A 17,508-nucleotide genomic window follows, 5' to 3' on the forward strand; every position below is an offset into this window, starting at 1 on the left:
GATTTCGCTTTTGATCGCTGGAGCATGAAGAGCGGGCCAAGCAGATGCGGGCCGTGCGTAACCGCCAGTACGGGAACATCTACGCTGAGGCCGCCACCGATGAGCGATGGGTTGGCGACTTGGGCGAGATGGTTTTCAACTCGTGGCTCAAGCACGAGGGCATCCAAGGCTTCGAGTGGGTGCTGACGATGCAGCCGGTGCGCCTGACTTCGTGACGGCCCTGAACATCCGAATCGGGGTCAAGACCGTGAAGCGCAAGGTGCTGCCCCGCGAGGACTACACGGCCCAAATCACCCCCATCACGCTTGAGCAAGTAGCCCACGCCGGCACCTTGACGATGCTGCCCAGCGGATCGGCATTGCTCCTGAATGCCGACGCCGCGTGGTGCCAGTCGTAGCGATATTCGCGGCCGGATTCGGTGCGCACCACCAGGGCCGTGGGGGCCGTGACGCGTGCACATTCGCTGGCCTTCGCCAGTCGCGCTTCGCATTCGAATACCGGATTGGCGAGGGTGCCGGTGTAGAACGCGAGCGTGTGCTCGACATTGCTGCTCCAGCCCGCGCCCCACAGTCCCCGCTCGTGATCGGATGCCGCCGAATAGCTGCGCACGAGCTCCAGCGGCATCTCACCCGTGCCGCCGAAGTCCGTGTCGATCTGAATCTTGTTGCCGCTTTGCACCACGATCGGGTTGCCGACTGCAGCACTGATCCCTGGCACGGTGCTCTCGCACGGGTCGGCCGGCCACTCGTCTTCGTTGTCGGCAATCGGCGCGACGATAAAGGGGCGGGTGTGGCTATCCACTGCACTGAAAATCCGCGAGAACCCTGGGCTCATTGGCTGCAGTGGCAAGGGGTAGCCAATCACGGTCGTACCAGGCAGTCGACGCTGTGCGAGGGCTTCAGTGGGCAGGCAGAGGATGACCGCGGCGGTCACCATCGTGACGGCGAGCAGCACGAGCCGGAGGGCAGGACGCACAAGCGTTCGGATCAGTCGTTTCATGCAGGCGATAACTCATCAGGGGCAGGCTGCCCGTGGCGGGAGGGTTTGCAGCGGATGATCTGAAGGGTGGAGGTCGGTCGAATCACTTCCGTGCTGACGAAGGCCGTTCGTCCAGTGTCAGCACCGGGCGCGATCTCGCAGGTCGCCGAAAGGAAATTCGCGAGCTTGGAAGCTGCCGCCAGGCGCGACGGCGAGGGACCGGGCAATGCGGGGCGGGATGTCGACTATTCTGCAAGGCGACCGTCTCGCGGTCTGCGACGAATTCGCCCGGACCTGTTGGAGCGTGATGGGTGGGATTTCATGTTTTGCGATATCGGCATGCAGCCGATCACGACATCACAACACGACCCGGCCCGCCTCTATCACTCGATAGAGGATGAGCAAGACGATCCGGTGAGTGCGGCTATGGGCGGGACTGCGGCGCCTCGTCGCTGAGCATGAAGCGCAGCCTGAAGGTGCCGGCCGCTTCGGCTTCAAGCGCTGCCTTGGCCTGATCCAGTTCAGAGCGGATGAGGTCGAGCAGGTTGTGCTGGATATCGTCACTGAGGCGCTGGAACCGCTCGAAGCTCTCGCCGATCAGGCTGTTCGCGAGTGCCCAGGCGCGGGTCACATGCGCGATGGGCTCATCGGTGTAGTGACCACTGACGGGCGACTCGGCCATGGCTTGTCTTCGCGGCAACACGGGTGGGGCAAAGTCTGGCAGCTTCTGGCAGCGCCGATGACAAGCGCACTTTCATGGAATTGAAATTGCGTTTTCATCGGCGGTCGGATCGCATCGGGCCAGCGATCACTGCCTCGGTGGCCACCATAGTTGTCTACTTTTCAATTGATGTCGCGAGCGTCGACACGCGGCATCCGCCACAGCGGCAGAACGTGCGTGGGCTTGATGATGTGTGGCGTGCCGACTTTGAGCCCGATAAGGTGTTCATGCTGGTGGACGGCATTTCTCATCGAACTACCGACGTTTCGCACGGCGCTGTTGGCGCGGCTGCAAGACCTGCCTCGATCGGGCGCCGATGAGAGCCCAGGTATACGCCACCTAGTTCGCTGGCTACAGACGATGATTTCGCAGGGACGTTAAGAAGTGGCTATCCTCGATCCGCTCCGGTATTCAAGGGGAAACGCGATGACAAAACTCACCCAAGTGTTCGGCGTTAGCGCAGACCCAGTGCTGTCATACATCGTTCGCGACAGTATCGATGGCCTGTTCACCACAGTGCTGAACGAAGATAAACACATAGTAGTGTACGGCGCGTCGAAGCAAGGAAAGTCGGCCCTCGTTTCTCGGTACCTTCCTTACGACCAGAATATAGTTGTCCGGCTATCGCCGAACACGAACGTAGAAGATATCTATTCGAGCATACTTCGACAGTGCGGAGTAGAAATCGAAACAGGTAAGGTCGATGAAATGTCTTCGGAAACGTCCGCAACATTGGGTATTAGAGCTAAGGCAACCCTCTGGTTCTTCGGGGAGGGAGAAGCAAATGCGTCAGGTGGCCTTAAGGCGAACGACAAGGTTCAAAAGGCATCAAAGACAATTCCTTTCAACTTGGCTTTGGCTCAAGACATCGCTGAGCTTCTGAAAGCGGTCGGCTTCAAGAAGAAGATCGTACTGGAAAACTTTCATTACTTGGCAGAGGAAAAGCAACGCCAACTGGCGTTCGATCTGCGCTCGTTTCAAGAAATGGGGATCGTGTTCGTGATCTTGGGGGTCTGGCGTCAAAAGGACAAACTTCGCATCTATTGTCCCGACCTTACGGACCGTGTCGTAGACGTTGCGGTCGAGCCATGGACCGAAGAAGAGTTCAGGAAAGTTGCAGCAGAGGGTGCAAAGTACCTAGATGTCGCATTTAGCCCTGAAGTAATTCAGCGATGTATTGCGAATTCCTTTGGAAGCATTGGAGTCTTCCAAGAGCTGGTGAAGCACACCTGTCTAGCAGCCGGCGTGCTTGAACGGAAATCGCGTCCCCAGCAGGTCACCGATGCCGCATTCGCAGACAAAGCAATCAAGGATAAGGCCGATCAGTACGGCGCGACTCATCAGCAAGCGCTAGAAGTAATTTCCTCGGGGAATGTGACGCACTCAAAAGAAAAGGAGAAGACGCCTCTGCACCTGCCTTATTACTTGGTGTGTGCCATTTTGGAGATGGGGTACGCTGGGTTGGAACACGGAGCTAGCCGGTCTGATATCACGGAGAAAATCAAGCAGCAGCATCACCGCAAGGACGATGTGCGCGGGTCCGACATGAGCAACCTGCTCCACAATCTTTCGACGCTTCAGCACAAAAAGGGAATTAATCCCCCGCTCATTGACTATGATGTTGGAAAACGCCGGCTATACGCGATCGACTCCACGTTTTTCTTCTTCTTGCGGAACTGCGACCTCCAGCTTGTAAAGGATGAATTGCCTTCGCCGATTGATGGCAATGAGGGGTAGCAGGTCGTCTGCTACCTAACGTTATGTGGGTCCAAAAGGAAACGGCCCCGAAGGGCCGTTCAAACCATCACCTCAATTCACCAGCTGACGCGCCAGCGCGACTTCCACCGAGTCACCATCCGCGTTCAGGATGTCGAGCCCGGAGTCGGGTACATCGCCCGACGTGCTCTGCGACACCGCGATCTTCTTCGCCATCAGCGACAGACACGTCATTTGCGACGTGCCCGTGTAGCCGAGGTAGATCACCTTCACCGGCCACTGCTGTCCGATGCGCCATGAACGCCGTGCGGCCTGCTGCAACGAGTAGACGTTGTAGCCAGACTGCATGAAGACGATCGTCGGGAAGTCGAGCAGATCGAGCCCGGTCTTGACGAGTTCCGGGTTCGTGATGAGCACATCGGTGCCGCGGTCCAGCTGCTCGGCGATCCAGTCTTCTCGGCGTGCGGCATCGACGCTCGCGCGCAGTACCGCCACCTTGAAGCTTTCCTGCTCCAGCAGCGCCTTCAGGCGCGACGTGGTATCGCGCGTGCCGGTGTAGACCGTGTAGACTAGGGTCTTGCGCCCTTCTGCCTTCTGCTGCAGGCAGATCTCGATCAGCTCCCGCTCCTTCGGGATCACTTCGAGCTCGTGGAACTGAGCAGGCACGAAAGCCAAAGTCTGGCGCGTGCGCGGGTGCACCACTGATTCCGAGCGGAAACAGCAGTCCGGCCACGCCAGCAGCACGTTGAGCACCACGCCGAGCAGGGTCGTATCGCGTTTCGCGAGCGCCTGCTTGAGTTCCAGGGTCAGCCGACCCGCCAGATCACGATAGGCCGCAGCTTGCGCCGTGGTCATTGCGACCTCGCGGAATTCCTCGTCGTACGGCGGCAGCACATTGCCGCCGATGTCGCGAAGTTTGAGGAACACCGTGAACGGCAGTACGCAGCGCAACACCCCGTTGGGACCAAAGCCCGGCGCCTTGACCGTGCGCACCGAAACCTTGGTGCCTCTCGCGGTCTTGTGCGCCGTACCCTTCGTCTCGGAATAGATGTCCTTGAGCACGCCGTGGTCGCGCATGAAGGCCATGGCGGCCGCCGTCATGCTGCCCTGCCTGGTCGGCCGATAGCCGTCCTCGATCATGCGCGCCGGCAGCGCGCGGAACAGCAGATGGAACAGATCGTCACCATAGCCCCCCATCAGCGTGCCGGTAAGCAGCAAGGTCTTGCGCGACTTCGCCGCGAGCACGCCCATGGCCTGACCCTGCGCACTGCCACTGTTCTTGTACTCATGCGCCTCATCGGCGATCAGCAGGTCGAACGTGCCCTGCGGCAGGTAGCGTTTGATGAACTCGGACGGCTGATAGCCGCCCTCACCAAAGCCGAACTCCATGTTCGCCATCGCCCGCTCCATGCGCTGCGCCTGCCGATCCGAGAAGATCAGTTCACCGCGGCCATCCATCAGGTTGATGAACTCGTAGAGATTGTCGCCCAGCATCGAGGCGAGGAAGCCTTCGCCGAAGGTGTGGATCAATTTCTGTGCGGTGACATCCCCAATCGTGGGAATGCGTTTCAGGGCCTTGAGGACGGCCGAGGATTGATCGCTCTCGGACAGACTTCGCGGGCGCATCAGCGTCCAGAGTGGCGACGCGCACTGCCCACACTTCCGACGATGGGCTTCGGCGTCGAGCGCCGCGACGAGCATCGGCTCGCCATCGAGGTCCGTGATGAGCTGACCGCAGTCGGGGCATGCGCCGACGTCGCCGTGAGGCGTGTGCCGCCGCATGAAGCTGGGCTTCCAGTGGAAACCCATCCTCATCCGCACGCGGCCCAGCACGAAGAACTCGGGACCCTGCGCGGGGGCGTCCAGCTGCTCGCGCAGCCTGATGAGCTTGAGCAGGGTATCCGGGCCATTGAGCACCCAGACCTTGGCCCCGGCGATCGTCTCCTGGATCTCGCGCCGCCACTTGTAGACCAGATGGGGCGGTGAGAGTACCAGGGTACGGCGATAGCCCTCGGCATGGAGGACGGCGGCGACGGCAATCCCGACAGTGGTCTTGCCGCAGCCCATTTCGCCGTTGACGATGGCCGCGCGCTCGCCGCGATCGACCAGCAGTTCGGTCACGGCATGGACGACCTCGGCCTGGGCGGTAAACAGACGCCGCTTGAGGCTCGCGATCACCAGTTGCCGCGGTGGGCGCGGCTCTCCCGTGTAGACGGGCGGATTGGCACGGTTGAGGGAGTCGAGCAGCTCGTCGCCGAACTCGGTGACGAAGTCCTGCAGGCTGAGTGTGAGCGGCGAATCGTTCGCGTCGAGCAGGTCGCCCTGCCCGGGCAGATCGTGAGACGACGAGGTATCGAGAGGCATGGTGCGGCTCCTGAAAGCATCGGGGCACACACCGTCCCCGAGGGGCGATGGCGTGCCCCAGGTGGGAAGAGAAACGGCGTGAGGCTGTCGCGCGGATCAGTAGTCGCTGGGCAGCAGCACGGTCGTGACGCTGCGATCCCATTCGGTGATGATCCAGAGCGTGAGGTCATCCCTCACCCGGTAGGACGAGAACAGCCGGTCTTCACCGGACTGCAAGGCAAGATCGTTCGATCGGCGATCGGCATCGCTGACATCGCCCCAATCGCCTTGAAGATGGCGACACAGGTACGGGATCGGATTGAGCTGACCCTGTCGGACCAGTTCATCGATGCGGTGGGTGACGACCAGCTTGCCGGTCGAAAAGCGGGGGCTTGAAACCAAGCCAGTGCGTGTGAGGGAGGTCATGGTGGTTGCTCCGATAGCGGGGCCGCCACCCCCTGCGGGGTGGTGAACCCCGTGGGTGGGAAATGCGAGAAGTCCGTGGTGCCGTCAGCGAATTGGCGTGATCGAGAACGGCTCCGTCGGCAGCGCGATATAGGTCGCGCAGCGGTCGGCTTCGGTGAAGATGCGAATCGTCAGCTCGCGCGTGACCACATAGGTCGAATCGAGATAGCCGCCCGACGCGAGTGCACCGCTGTTCTCCAGCCACTGGATGTCCGACACGTCGCCCCAGTCACCGCGTCGGTGACGTTGGAAGTACGGCATCGGGTCGAGTCGGCCTTCGTCAATCAGTCGCGCGACACCCGTGCTGAAGACCAGGGCGCCGGTGGGAAACAAACGTCGCGGAAGGCCGCGATTGGTGGGGGTCATCGTGGTAGTCCTCGGGTTGCAGGGCCACGACCCCAGCGGGGAACGGGCCCCGGTGGGTGGCGACGGCAAGCCGTCGTGGAACAGTCGTCAGCGGATCGTCAGCACCTGGCCGAGCGTTGCGGAGCCGGGTGTCAGATCCCAGGCGCGAATGACTGGCACAAACTTGTCGGTGAGGATGCGGGTCTCGGCCACCGAACCGTCATCGCGCTCGGTGTATTCCGTCTGCAAGGTCTTCTCCTTGTGCGTGTCGCCCTTGACGACCAATACGCGGCCGGTCTTCGACTGCACGACGCCGGCAATCGCCCCGGCGGCGAGCGCGAGCGCCAGATGCCACGGCGACAAGGCTCGTGCCGGCGGCCGCAGTGACTGTTGTGCAGCACCCAGGTGCGTCTCGAACGCGGACCAGAGACCGTCCAGTCGGCCGACTTCCTCGGCAAACTGCTCGGGCTCCATCGTCACGCGATAGAAGTGCTCCGGTGCGCTGACACTCGCGGGGACGGTATACGGCTCGAATGGCCACGCCTCGGGCAGCACCTCGGCCTCCCGCTCGCCTTGACCAATCTGCAGCAGCAAGTTGCGGATCGCTTTCGCGGATTCCGCGGCGGCGTCCCGATGACGAACCCGCCGTCCGAAGATCACCACCTGTTTGAACTGCGTCTCCACCGCCCGGTAGACGCGCAGGTCCGTGAAGTGTCGTGTCAGCCAGCCGACCAGTTCGGCGTCGAGCACGTGGGACGGCACGATGAAGATCAACACGCCGTCGTACTGCAACAGCGGCAGCGTGCGCTGATAGAACAGCTTCTCCAGCCGCGCGCGACCCTGGCCCTGGTAGCCGAGGTTGCCGTTGAGGTCCTTCGGCAAGTCGCCGTAAGGCGGATTGAGCCAGAGCAGGCCAAAGGCCTGGCGCGAGATCAGCGTATCCATCAAGTCGCCGTGGAGGCAGTGATCGACCAGCTGCCGGGCATGGCGTGCACGCTCGGCGTCGTACTCGACGGCGAATGCGTTGACGCGCTCGCGCCCGAGCGCGTGGGCGACTTCGGCGATGGCCACCCCTTCGCCCGCACAGGGATCGAGGAGGCACATCGGCCCCGCGGCCGGTGCGAGCGCCGAGAGCGCCCGCGCCAGGGTCGGCTCGTCAGTGGGGAAATAGCCGTTCTTCACAAAATTGCGCGCGAGGCGCGGAAACATGAGTGCCATGGCGGGCTCCTGAGAAGGAAGGAAGCAGAGGCGTGCGCGGCGGCGCACGCCTGGGGGACGGTCAGGCTGCGAGACATACCGGTGTGGCCGGGAGCGTGCTGACGGGCGACGCCGTCAGCGTGCCGTGACGAATCAGCGTGCCCAAGGCCCGCGTCAGGGCCGGCACATCGATTGCGAGCCGAAAGCCTTCGAGCGGCCCAAGTGCGAGGGGCAGCGGTGTCAGCATGGCCTGGCGCTGCAACAGGGACAGCACCGGCTCGCGCCAGTGATCGAGCAGTGGCAGCGGACAGGTGTCGCACACCAGCGTCCACAGCCGGTCGAGCCGATGTGGGGCATCGCGGGGCAACAGTGCGAGCGCACTCGCGTTGGCCTTGTCGGGCTTCACGCAACGCCGATCGAACAGCCAGAGGTTCACCAGGGCGCCGAACAGCGTGCGCCGATAGGCGCGTGTGCTGCGCTTTTCCAACTGGTCAACGTGACCCATGGCGAGCGGCAGGGAGCCCCCGTCGAGCACGAGATGGAGTTGATCCAGACCGCGCTCGTCCTCGGCGAGCGTCAGCCGCGCCAGGAACTCCTGAATCGCGGTATCGCGTGCCCAGACAGACAGGAACACCAGATTGCCGCGGTCGTCGCCGACACAGCCGTCGACCATCAGATCGGGACATTCGTCGATGCGATACAGCACCGGGGAAGTAGCGGAAGCGAACATGGGGATGTCCTCAGAAAAGGCGGGACACCCTGCCCGACGGGGCGGGTGCCCCATCGGGTGGATAAAGACGGCTCAGTCAGATTCGAATTGCCGTGTATGCGGGTTGTAGTGAAGCGCGTCGCAGCCTTTGCGGATCGGCGTGAAGCCTTCCCGATAGATGCGGCACCAGTAGAGCATGCGATAGGTCAGGGCCTGGCGCGCCTGCGCGTCGCTCAAGCCATGCTCGACAAAGTAGGCGTGCAATTCGCCGTCGCTCGCGTCGTCATTGTGGGACAACTGATCTTCGACGAGTTGCAGCAGCGGTTCGGAGAGCGAGGATAGGACGGCGTCCATCATGTGACTCCTGAAAAGCCGGCGTGCTGCGGTGGGAAGCCGCCGGCAACGAGCGGGATGACCCGAGGCGCTCAGGCGCCGATGCGGGTCCACTGCTGGGTCGACCAATCCAATCGGTAGCCCAGGTCATGGAGCCGATCACGCTGCTGACGCAGGAGGCGACGGTCAGCGGTCGCGTCGAGCTTGAAGACGTCGGCCAGCGGCCAGAGAGACCCGAACAAGTCGGCATCGTCGGCGGCCGTGGCGGCCTCCGTCGCCGCCGTCGGTTCACTGCCAAACGGCGTGGTGTCGACCAGCGGATCCCGCGCGTTGCGCGGTGTCGGCTGCGGTGCCGGGACGGGCACTGTGGAGGTGGCCGCCTGCTCTTCGTCGAGTGGATCGACTTCCTGTGGACTCAGGCTGCGTGCTTCGTCGCGACTCAGCGCATCGGCCTTCGAGAGCGTCATGCCGCCCAGATGCGCGCGGATTTCGATGACCATGCGGCCATTGGCGTTGTAGGTCGACGGACGAATCTCGGCGATCAGGAAGTCACCGTCGTACTTGCCCTCGTCGTATTGCTCGAGCTCGGGGTTCTTGACCACGAACTCGCCGATCGACGTGGCCAGACGGCCCACCTTGAAGTCGCCGTTGCGACCATGAATCGTTTTGATGGCCAGTTGGCCTTGGACGGCAATCATGGGGAACTCCTACTGAAAAATGGCCGCACGAGCGCTGCCGATCGAGAATCGCAGCGCTGCACGCGAGGATGAGACTGCGGAACCAACGGATCAGAAGGACTCGGCCGTGGCCGAGAACGACTCGGCCGGCGCATCGTCGACGGTCTCCACACCAGGTGGCGTCGTGGTTGCCGGCGGCAAGGCCTGCGTCGCGGCGGCAGCCACGTTCGCAGCACCCGTGTCGTCCTCGTGCGAGGGCGTCCTGGGCTCGGCCTTGTAGACCGGCTTGCCGTCCACCTTGATGAAGCTGATGAACAGGAGACGCGCCTTGAGGCTGACACCGGGTTCACCGGCGTGCTTGCCCTTGGTGTGCACGAAGAGGTCCGTCCACAGGTCGCCGAGTCGAAAGCCGATCAGGACCTTCTTCTGGGCGTCCACGGCCTGGATGCAGCGACGAACGAGATGCTGTGCTTCCTTGCCCGTCACGCGGGTATCGAAGCGCACATAGGCGACGTCATCGCTCGCGCCCGTGAGTGCGGCGATGTCGCAGGCGAGGAACGCCTCGCCCTTCTTGGGTTTCACTTCGCGGATGCGATTGAGAAAACCGATGCCTGTGGTGTGCAGATCGAAATAGGTCTTGTCGGTCGAGTCGGACATGGTGAATCTCCCGAAGTGGTGCGGAGAGACACCTGGCCCTGGCGGGAGGTGTGGCACCCCGCATGGGTGGAGGAAACAGCGTGTGGGCATCGCCATCGGAACCGATGGACGTTCGCGCATGGATGCCGGTGCGAACGGGACCGATCAACGCAGCAACGCTGCGTCGTAGCCTTGAAGATCGTGGCTACCTGGGTGCTGACCGAAGTCAGCGCAATGCAGCCCGAGCGTCGCACGACAGGCGTCCCTGCTCGACGGCGAATGGGAATCCACCGCTCGCCGGTTTTTGTTTACCCGTGCGTCTGTCCATGCGAGCCGACGATGCTGCTCTCAAAGAAAAAGGACCATGCCCGGGTAGGCATGGTCCTATGGCTGGCTACGTTTTCAGTTGATGCATGCGTTCGGCCAGCAGCCAGAGCGCGCGATTGAGTCGCACATTCTGGTCGATGCCATGAACCGGTCGCGTGGTTTGCCGGCGGCCATGGACACTGCGGCCATCGAGACCGCCCTTGACGAGATGTTCCTGGACCCGGTTGAAGGTCGACCAGAGATCCGCCTGGTCGTCATCCCAGCGCCGCGGCTGCAACAACTGCAACGCCGTCACAGGCGCGGGGTGATCGGTGAGGTCATACTTGAGTTCGAGCGCCGCGCTCGCGAACACTTCCGCCTCACGCTGGTCGAGCGCGACATCGCGCATCGCATCGCGAGACTGTGCCACGCGGTCGAACGAATCGAGCACCGAGTACGCGCCTTCGATCACTCGTCCAACCACGTCGCCCTTGTGCGGGACGCGCACGTCGGCCACGGGGTCGCCAAAGACCAGGCCATTCTGACAAACGAAGCGAAACAGGCCCGCGAGCATCTGATAGCTGCTCGTGCCGTCGTGCGAGTTCAGCAGAATGATTTCGTTGGCTTCCGTCCCATTGATCTGGCTGGCATGACGCAGACGGATCATGTGCTTCGTGAAGTCATGGCGATCAGGCCGTCGTACCCGACTCTGACAGACGAAGAAGGGCTCGAAGCCCTCCTCTCGCAGCCGGTGCAACACCGAGCCTGTGGGAATGTAGCTGTACCGCGCCGATCGGCTCCCATGGGCCGCCTCGGCAAAGATGGCGGGGGCGACACGGTGAATCTGGTCGTCGGATAACGGGGCGTCGGAACGCAGGGCGCTCGATCGAGCCCCAAAACGAGAAGCGAGAAGCATGGACGTCTCCTTGAGAAAAGGCACACCACCACGACGGCGTGGCCGGCATGGATGGGGTGCGGGGGAAAAACAGCGGTCGCGGAGACGCGCGCCCCATCGCGGGGCATACGCGGCCCCGCAAGGGTCAGGATTAGGCGGACCAGAACGATGGCGTCGGGCGGTTCCTGCGCCGAGGCCCGTCCCACAACGGCAGCGTGCGATGCGCTGTGGGCGAGGCAGGCGACAGCTCAGTCGGCGTGGTAGATCGGCAAGCCATCGAGCACCGGCGCATTGGCATCAAACACCAGCATGCGCACATCGGCCGTTGCAGCGAGCACGATCACGTCGATCAGCGAGTCGGGCATCCCTTGCCGTTGCATCAAGCGGCGCATGTCGGCGAGAGTGATGCCGACGAGTGACTGCAGGTTGGCATCGGACCAGGGGGTGTCGAGCAACTTGACGCCGATTGCCCAGCTATCCGGAATGCGAAAGGCAACGAACAGGAAGTGGAGCGGCGTGCCGATATCGGCGAGTTGGGCGAGAAACTCGTTGGCCTCGATCGTGAGGTGCGTGCTGCTGATCTCGAAGCAGCGGCTGTAGACACCCGTCTGGAACCGGAGCCGTTCCACCACTGCGCGTGCGGCGTCGGCGGCGTACAGATCCCCCACATGCCGTGGCTGGTCCATCTGCTTGGCCATGATCGCGTAGACCACCGCGCGGACGGTGCCGACACCCGAACAGCGGGCATCGAGTTCATCGGGCACGGTTTGACCTTCCGTGATCAGCGCGAAGTCCTCGCAGAAGGTGCAGGGAAAGCGATCGATGTCGCCGTCCTTCAGATGTGCTTGTGACGGATGGAGCGGCCGGTAGGCGAGCGGACAATCGGCTTCGTAATCGATGGCGACCAGTCGCTGGACGGACAGGTCGCTAAAGCCCCGGATGAACGGGTTGATGAGCGGTGAGGACATGGGCGTTCTCCAGCGAGCGTGCTGGGGCGATTCCCTTGCCGGGATTGCCTCCCCAGCAGGTTGAAAAATGGCTTCGACGATGCGCCCGCAACGGGGTCGATCGTTGAGCCGGTACAAAAGGACATGCCCGGATCACCGGGCATGGGTGGAGAAAGCGGGGATTGCGTGCCGGCATGCGAGCGTTCACCAGCCTTCGTGGTGCAACAGCAGGTCAGCGATCACGCGACGACGCGCGAGATCGAGGCCGCTCAGATCAGAAAGACCAGCAAAGCCACAGCGCTTGAGCATCGCGCCGCCTTCGCGGGCGTTGTAGAAGCTCACCATCGCCGAGAGAAAGAGGCGTTGACCGCGGCTCAGCACACCCAACGCATCGTTGAGCAGCAGAACATTGGGTCGCAGCTCCCCCTTGCTCGTCGCGTGCAGCAGACCTTCTTGCGTGCCGTCGCCGAACCATTCGGGACCGGCGAGCTGGACGCCGCGTTTCCACGCCGCGAAAAACCGTTGCGGGGCCGTGGCAAAGTGCTGTTGCTCCAGCACGAACAGATCGATGGCTTCCTGGGGTAGTGCCTGGTTCATGGTTGACTCCGTCGGCTGAAGACAGGGATGGGGACGTGCTGCCAGGTCGAGGTGGGCGCGGCGCGGGCAGCGAGGAGAGGAGGCATCGGCGCGATAGGCGCTCGTCCGCTGATCGATGCGGTGCGGACGGTCGGTCACGCCAACACGGCGCGCAGCACTGACGACCGGAGCTGCCTGGGCATGCTGCTGACGACGTCAGCGAGACATGGGCTCAGCATGCGAGCGGCACGACAGACCGTCGCGCGCGAAAAGGCACTTCGCGTCCCCCGCATTCCGGTGCGCGGCGCGGCGAGCGAGTCGAGGTCAAATGACGAGCCGGACGAGATCAGGATGCCGAAGGCCCGCAGGCCTTCGGCTGGAGAAGAGCCATGCCACCTGTGGCTGTCGCCCGGCGGCCGTCGTCAACGCCGTGGGTCAGCAGTCGCACTCGGCTCGTGTCGTGGCGGGAGCCGACATTCATAGGCGTGTATCCACACACAAACGGCGCCCAGTGTTTCGCCGGCGGGCACCGGCATTGAATACCGTCGACCGGAGCGGTCTCCGGATGGCTCGCCCAGCGCAAGGCATCCGGAAACCGCTCGCGATCGGCGGGAGAGGTGTCGATCAGCGGGAACGGCGATCAGCGCGATTCGCGGAACAAGGGCCTTCTCGTCCCGAGGCCGCTTGGCTCGTGGACGCGCACACGGTGGTGAAGACGATGCGTGCTGGGACTCCCGCTGCGCGGGAGCGGGTCGCGGCCGGTGGCCAGCGAGAATGACGTCAGGACGCCTTGGACGCCGGGCGGCGCTTCTGCGGTGCCGGGCGACGGTCAGCGGGGGTGTCGACCGGCTGGGTGCCGCGACAGTCCGGATAGCGGGGACACGACCAGAACGCGCCCTGCTTGCCGCGGCGCTGGCGCATCGGCGCGCCGCACTGCGGACAGTTCGGGCCGGGCGGAAGCGCCAGGGCAAGCGTCGCGTCGCGGTACTGCGCAACGAGCTGCGTGACCCACGCCGACTGCCTGGCGAGGAAAGTGTCGAGTGTCATCTGCCCGGTTTCGATCATATCGAGCGCCTGCTCCCAGACGGCCGTGGTACCCGGATCGGCAATGGCCGCGGGCACCGCATCGATGAGCGTGCAAGCCGCTTCCGATGCGCGGAGGGCGCGGCCCTTCTTCACCAGATAGCCGCGGCCGATCAGGCCGGTGATGATGCTGGCACGCGTGGCTTCGGTGCCGATACCGGTCGTGTCCTTGAGCTTCTGCCGCAATCGCGGATCGGTGACGAGCTGGGCGACGCCCTTCATGGCCTTGACCAGCGTGCCCTGGGTATAGGGTTTGGGCGGCAGCGTCTTCAGCGCCTTCAGTTCGACCTGCTCGACCGCGCATCGCATGCCGCTCGCGAGCGACGGCAGCCTCTGGCTACGCGCGACCGGCTCGTCGGCAGCGGCATCGGGCGCCTCGTCGAGCACCGCGCGCCAGCCCACCACCACGACGTGTTTGCCGCTCGCCTGCAGCGATTGGCCCGCAGCGTCCAGCATGGCCGTTGTCCGGTCGAACTCGTGGTGCGGCAGAAACTGCGCCAGGTAGTGCGCGCGAATCAGGTCGTACACCGCGCGCTCCTTCTCCGACATCGCGGAGAGCCGCACGGGTTCGAGCGTGGGAATGATGCCGTGATGCGCCGTGACTTTCTCGTCGTTCCAGGCACGCGAGCGCTGTGTCCGATCGAGTTGCCCCAGCAACGGCCGCAGGCTGGGATCGGTGACGAGCAGCGCATCGAGTACGGTCGGCACCTCCGTCAGCATGCTCTCCGGCAAGTAGCCCGTGTCCGAGCGTGGGTAGGTGGTCGCCTTGTGCGTTTCATACAGCGACTGCGCGATGTCGAGTGTTTCCTGCACATCGAGACCGAGTTGGCGCGAGCAGACTTCCTGCAGCGTGCTCAGGTCGAACGGCAGCGGCGCCACCTCGCGCAGGCGCTCGGTCTCGACCGACCGTACCTGGGCGCCTGGCATCGTGCGCAGGCGATCAGCCGCCTGCTGCGCCACGACCTGCTGCAGACACCGCCCTTCGGGATCGGTGCTGCCTTCGGGAGGAACCCAGCTGGCCGTGAACGATTGGCCAGCCTGCGACAGCACGACATCGATGGCCCAGTACGGCACGGCGACGAAGCGCGCGATCTCGCGATCGCGATCCACCACCAGGCGTAGCGTCGGCGTCTGCACGCGTCCGACCGAGAGCACGCCGGGGTAACCGGCCTTGCGCCCGAGCAGCGTGAACAGCCGGCTCAAATTCATGCCGATCAACCAGTCGGCGCGCGAACGCGCGAGCGCCGCGTGGTACATCGGCAACGTCACGGACGAAGTTTTCAGCGCAGCGAGTGCAGCGCGGATCGACGCGTCGTTGAGCGCCGACAGCCACAGTCGCTGGATCGGACCGCGGTAGCTGCACCAGTCGACGATCTCACGGGCAATCATTTCGCCCTCACGATCTGCGTCCGTGGCGATCACTAGTTCGGTGGCTTGGCCGACGAGCTGCTGGACGATCTTGAACTGCGCAGCCGTCGCGGCCTTGGGTTCGACGCGCCAGTACTCAGGAATAATCGGTAGCTGCGCCAGAGACCAGCGCCGATACTGTTCACTGTAGGCTTCCGGCGGCACGGCCTCCACCAAGTGGCCGATGCACCAGGTCACCACGATTCCGACGCCGCGGTAGCAGCCGGTGCCGCGTTGTGCCGCGCCGAGCACGCGGGCGATGTCCTTGCCCTGCGATGGCTTCTCGCACAGGAACACGCGCATATCGCCTCCCGGGTGTGCATGATCGTTTCAGACAACGATCAGCATTCCCATCGGGCGCCACCACGACAGCAAACAACGCGGCATCGTGCCTGCCGCGAACGCGGCGCACAGCGTTAGGCCCCGGCATTGGCGCAGCTCGACGACTGCCAATCCCCGCTGTTGCACTGAAAGCGGCAATGGGCTGGTGCAGCCGCTTTCCTCGCACGCTTACAGGACTATCACGGATCGTTTCTGCTCTATACGAACGGATGGATCAGGCTGGGGCTGGCTACGTCAGCTCATTGCCCATGTCATGAGCAACGTCAAGGCGGCTATACGCCCAGACAACGGGAGCGCTTAGCACACGTATCGGCAATGCGGTCGGCTAGCGTGCCATGCCCCTCCGCGTCGTTGGTGATTGGCGTACGCAGCAAAGCACCGCCCATATACAGCGACCACATCGGGAAGGCGATCACGAAGCAGATGACGACGTACCTGAGCAAAAGCAGGTCTTGTAGCGAAGCAGCAAGCGGATCGAGATTCTGCATGCCGCGAAAGGCGAACCACCACGCGGTTGCTGGCACTAGCCAGAGGACGGCAGGGAGCAGGGTGAGCAATACTTCGGATTTCCAACGCATGCGCGCGCGCTGCCACAAGACGGCCAATCGTACTTCTGTTATCCGTGGATCGAGTGGTAGAGGCAGGCTAGCATCGCTCCGCTCGCTCTCACAGCTTGAGCCGGCGCAATGTGCTGTGCCGTGCGTACTAATTACCCGCGTCGGGCGAGGCCGACCTCGTGCTCGCGGCCGTAGATCAGCCGTTCAATGAGTTGCAGTTCTTCCTTGTCGCCTACCACCTTGAACTTCGCAATGATCGCACCACCGGAGCGCGCCGCAACTCGAGCGTGGTCCCGAATGCGGTCGTTGATCGCGTTCTTCGCTCGGCCGACGTAGGGCTTGCCGTCCGTTAGCCGACATCCGCGAGCGCTATGTCGAGAGGTCGCACTTTCGCTTGGCTGAGGTGTTCGAATTTGGTAATGCAGCGCCCTGGCCGCACGGCGCTGCGGATGGCTTCTTCCGAAATCAACGAAGGATCCCACCAGCCGAAAACAGCTTCGATGCGCGGCATCAACATCGCGGCGAACCAGTCGATCAACGGCACGCCCTTTCCGCCAATATGTAGCGAGCGGAGGTTCTGCAATTCGTACAGCTGCGCCGTGTTCGCTTGCTCGCTGATGAAAAGCAAGCGTATCCATTCCAACGTCTGCGCACTACCAATCGGCAGCAGGTCGATGAGCTGCCGGGCGCCTTCGATATCTAGCTTTTTAATGCGCGTTGCTTCGATTCCGCTTAAGCTCGTCAGCTTCTTCGCATCAGTAACCCGGAGTTCGTTCAATGCGGAGAATGCCGCAATGCCGTTCATGGAAGCAATCGCAGGGTTGGAAAGCCACAGATATTCAATCGTCGATTTGTTTGGAAGAGCGCTCAATGACTCGCCAGCGTACCCGCCGATCACCAACGTCCGCAGACGCGGGAGTTGGTCGATGGTATCCATGAGTCCCTTTTGCCACTTCGCATCCAGCGATTCGAGGAGTGGCAGCGGAAGCGGATGGAGTCCAGACTTGACCTTGGAGACAAGCGAAAGCCGTCTGAGCGATGAGAAAACTTCTATTCCGCCAAGGGCCTTAATTTCACCTCTTTCAAGAGAGCCCGAAATCTTGAGTCCTTGAATGCTGTCGACGGCGCCGGCGAACATCGAGAGATCAGACCAGTCCCCCGAAAGCTCCATGCGCGACGGCTGATACTGCAGAAGCGCATCCCGGATGTCATCGGTCCAGCGACCCGCAATGAACGCCTTCTCGGAATTGATGTTGTGACCTTGAGCCATGAAGA

Annotated in this window: 19 protein-coding genes; 3 read left to right on the forward strand and 16 right to left on the reverse strand. The window is 63.0% G+C overall.

Going from position 1 to position 17,508, the window contains the following annotated elements; all coding sequences use genetic code 11:
- Positions 1 to 53: 53 nt before the first annotated feature.
- Positions 54 to 215: a hypothetical protein gene (locus ACFOW7_RS15410; RefSeq protein WP_378165868.1), complete on the forward strand. Its 162-nt coding sequence runs from the start codon at positions 54 to 56 to the stop codon at positions 213 to 215.
- 61 nt (positions 216 to 276) lie between these two features.
- Here the strand turns inward: ACFOW7_RS15410 and ACFOW7_RS15415 are convergent, their stop codons facing one another.
- Positions 277 to 999 (reverse strand): DUF6531 domain-containing protein, encoded by a 723-nt coding sequence (locus ACFOW7_RS15415; RefSeq protein WP_378165871.1) that lies wholly within the window; start codon positions 997 to 999, stop codon positions 277 to 279.
- Positions 1,000 to 1,402: 403 nt separating this feature from the next.
- The gene (locus ACFOW7_RS15420) at positions 1,403 to 1,660 is read right to left on the reverse strand and encodes a hypothetical protein (RefSeq protein WP_378165874.1); all 258 of its coding nucleotides are present in this window, start codon (positions 1,658 to 1,660) and stop codon (positions 1,403 to 1,405) included.
- A 74-nt stretch (positions 1,661 to 1,734) separates the two neighbouring features.
- Here ACFOW7_RS15420 and ACFOW7_RS15425 point away from each other — a divergent pair, with 74 nt between their 5' ends.
- Together ACFOW7_RS15425 and ACFOW7_RS15430 are read left to right on the forward strand one after the other, a co-directional pair.
- Complete coding sequence (locus ACFOW7_RS15425; protein ID WP_378165876.1) at positions 1,735 to 2,019, forward strand: hypothetical protein; 285 nt, start codon at positions 1,735 to 1,737, stop codon at positions 2,017 to 2,019.
- A gap of 106 nt (positions 2,020 to 2,125) precedes the next feature.
- Complete coding sequence (locus ACFOW7_RS15430; protein WP_378165878.1) at positions 2,126 to 3,436, forward strand: hypothetical protein; 1,311 nt, start codon at positions 2,126 to 2,128, stop codon at positions 3,434 to 3,436.
- 72 nt (positions 3,437 to 3,508) lie between these two features.
- Here the strand turns inward: ACFOW7_RS15430 and ACFOW7_RS15435 are convergent, their stop codons facing one another.
- The 14 genes from ACFOW7_RS15435 to ACFOW7_RS15500 all read right to left on the reverse strand — a co-directional run bounded on the left by ACFOW7_RS15435 (position 3,509) and on the right by ACFOW7_RS15500 (position 17,503).
- The gene (locus tag ACFOW7_RS15435; protein ID WP_378165880.1) at positions 3,509 to 5,779 is read right to left on the reverse strand and encodes a helicase-related protein; all 2,271 of its coding nucleotides are present in this window, start codon (positions 5,777 to 5,779) and stop codon (positions 3,509 to 3,511) included.
- A gap of 96 nt (positions 5,780 to 5,875) precedes the next feature.
- The gene (locus tag ACFOW7_RS15440; RefSeq protein ID WP_378165882.1) at positions 5,876 to 6,184 is read right to left on the reverse strand and encodes a hypothetical protein; all 309 of its coding nucleotides are present in this window, start codon (positions 6,182 to 6,184) and stop codon (positions 5,876 to 5,878) included.
- Between the two features lie 84 nt (positions 6,185 to 6,268).
- Positions 6,269 to 6,589, reverse strand: a complete 321-nt coding sequence (locus ACFOW7_RS15445; protein WP_378165884.1) for a hypothetical protein — start codon at positions 6,587 to 6,589, stop codon at positions 6,269 to 6,271.
- Between the two features lie 87 nt (positions 6,590 to 6,676).
- Positions 6,677 to 7,786: a DUF6094 domain-containing protein gene (locus ACFOW7_RS15450; RefSeq protein ID WP_378165886.1), complete on the reverse strand. Its 1,110-nt coding sequence runs from the start codon at positions 7,784 to 7,786 to the stop codon at positions 6,677 to 6,679.
- 61 nt (positions 7,787 to 7,847) lie between these two features.
- Complete coding sequence (locus ACFOW7_RS15455) at positions 7,848 to 8,495, reverse strand: hypothetical protein (RefSeq protein WP_378165888.1); 648 nt, start codon at positions 8,493 to 8,495, stop codon at positions 7,848 to 7,850.
- A 72-nt stretch (positions 8,496 to 8,567) separates the two neighbouring features.
- Positions 8,568 to 8,831, reverse strand: a complete 264-nt coding sequence (locus ACFOW7_RS15460) for a hypothetical protein (protein WP_378165890.1) — start codon at positions 8,829 to 8,831, stop codon at positions 8,568 to 8,570.
- 68 nt (positions 8,832 to 8,899) lie between these two features.
- On the reverse strand, positions 8,900 to 9,505 hold the full coding sequence (locus ACFOW7_RS15465; protein WP_378165892.1) for a DUF3275 family protein: 606 nt from the start codon (positions 9,503 to 9,505) through the stop codon (positions 8,900 to 8,902).
- Between the two features lie 90 nt (positions 9,506 to 9,595).
- Complete coding sequence (locus ACFOW7_RS15470; protein WP_378165894.1) at positions 9,596 to 10,141, reverse strand: STY4534 family ICE replication protein; 546 nt, start codon at positions 10,139 to 10,141, stop codon at positions 9,596 to 9,598.
- A gap of 373 nt (positions 10,142 to 10,514) precedes the next feature.
- A complete protein-coding gene (locus ACFOW7_RS15475; RefSeq protein WP_378165896.1) occupies positions 10,515 to 11,342 on the reverse strand; it encodes a DUF932 domain-containing protein in 828 nt (275 codons plus the stop codon).
- 227 nt (positions 11,343 to 11,569) lie between these two features.
- Positions 11,570 to 12,289: a DUF5983 family protein gene (locus ACFOW7_RS15480; RefSeq protein ID WP_378165898.1), complete on the reverse strand. Its 720-nt coding sequence runs from the start codon at positions 12,287 to 12,289 to the stop codon at positions 11,570 to 11,572.
- Positions 12,290 to 12,472: 183 nt separating this feature from the next.
- Positions 12,473 to 12,865 (reverse strand): hypothetical protein, encoded by a 393-nt coding sequence (locus tag ACFOW7_RS15485; protein ID WP_378165900.1) that lies wholly within the window; start codon positions 12,863 to 12,865, stop codon positions 12,473 to 12,475.
- A gap of 759 nt (positions 12,866 to 13,624) precedes the next feature.
- On the reverse strand, positions 13,625 to 15,637 hold the full coding sequence (locus tag ACFOW7_RS15490) for a DNA topoisomerase III (protein ID WP_378165902.1): 2,013 nt from the start codon (positions 15,635 to 15,637) through the stop codon (positions 13,625 to 13,627).
- 311 nt (positions 15,638 to 15,948) lie between these two features.
- Positions 15,949 to 16,233: a hypothetical protein gene (locus ACFOW7_RS15495; RefSeq protein WP_378165904.1), complete on the reverse strand. Its 285-nt coding sequence runs from the start codon at positions 16,231 to 16,233 to the stop codon at positions 15,949 to 15,951.
- A 349-nt stretch (positions 16,234 to 16,582) separates the two neighbouring features.
- Entirely contained in the window at positions 16,583 to 17,503 is a 921-nt protein-coding gene (locus ACFOW7_RS15500) for a hypothetical protein (RefSeq protein ID WP_378165906.1), read from the reverse strand.
- Positions 17,504 to 17,508 lie beyond the last annotated feature (5 nt).

Origin of the sequence: Chitinimonas lacunae (genome assembly GCF_042650885.1) — a bacterium.
Taxonomy (GTDB): Bacteria; Pseudomonadota; Gammaproteobacteria; order Burkholderiales; family Chitinimonadaceae; genus Chitinimonas_A; species Chitinimonas_A lacunae.

Coding starts and splice junctions, on each gene's coding strand:
- ACFOW7_RS15415 (WP_378165871.1), bottom strand. CDS start 999: ATGAAACGACTGATCCGAACGCTTGTGCGTCCTGCCCTCCGGCTCGTG.
- ACFOW7_RS15465 (WP_378165892.1), bottom strand. CDS start 9,505: ATGATTGCCGTCCAAGGCCAACTGGCCATCAAAACGATTCATGGTCGC.
- ACFOW7_RS15455 (WP_378165888.1), bottom strand. CDS start 8,495: ATGTTCGCTTCCGCTACTTCCCCGGTGCTGTATCGCATCGACGAATGT.
- ACFOW7_RS15500 (WP_378165906.1), bottom strand. CDS start 17,503: ATGGCTCAAGGTCACAACATCAATTCCGAGAAGGCGTTCATTGCGGGT.
- ACFOW7_RS15490 (WP_378165902.1), bottom strand. CDS start 15,637: ATGCGCGTGTTCCTGTGCGAGAAGCCATCGCAGGGCAAGGACATCGCC.
- ACFOW7_RS15440 (WP_378165882.1), bottom strand. CDS start 6,184: ATGACCTCCCTCACACGCACTGGCTTGGTTTCAAGCCCCCGCTTTTCG.
- ACFOW7_RS15445 (WP_378165884.1), bottom strand. CDS start 6,589: ATGACCCCCACCAATCGCGGCCTTCCGCGACGTTTGTTTCCCACCGGC.
- ACFOW7_RS15450 (WP_378165886.1), bottom strand. CDS start 7,786: ATGGCACTCATGTTTCCGCGCCTCGCGCGCAATTTTGTGAAGAACGGC.
- ACFOW7_RS15470 (WP_378165894.1), bottom strand. CDS start 10,141: ATGTCCGACTCGACCGACAAGACCTATTTCGATCTGCACACCACAGGC.
- ACFOW7_RS15475 (WP_378165896.1), bottom strand. CDS start 11,342: ATGCTTCTCGCTTCTCGTTTTGGGGCTCGATCGAGCGCCCTGCGTTCC.
- ACFOW7_RS15430 (WP_378165878.1), top strand. CDS start 2,126: ATGACAAAACTCACCCAAGTGTTCGGCGTTAGCGCAGACCCAGTGCTG.
- ACFOW7_RS15425 (WP_378165876.1), top strand. CDS start 1,735: ATGGAATTGAAATTGCGTTTTCATCGGCGGTCGGATCGCATCGGGCCA.
- ACFOW7_RS15420 (WP_378165874.1), bottom strand. CDS start 1,660: ATGGCCGAGTCGCCCGTCAGTGGTCACTACACCGATGAGCCCATCGCG.
- ACFOW7_RS15435 (WP_378165880.1), bottom strand. CDS start 5,779: ATGCCTCTCGATACCTCGTCGTCTCACGATCTGCCCGGGCAGGGCGAC.
- ACFOW7_RS15460 (WP_378165890.1), bottom strand. CDS start 8,831: ATGATGGACGCCGTCCTATCCTCGCTCTCCGAACCGCTGCTGCAACTC.
- ACFOW7_RS15485 (WP_378165900.1), bottom strand. CDS start 12,865: ATGAACCAGGCACTACCCCAGGAAGCCATCGATCTGTTCGTGCTGGAG.
- ACFOW7_RS15480 (WP_378165898.1), bottom strand. CDS start 12,289: ATGTCCTCACCGCTCATCAACCCGTTCATCCGGGGCTTTAGCGACCTG.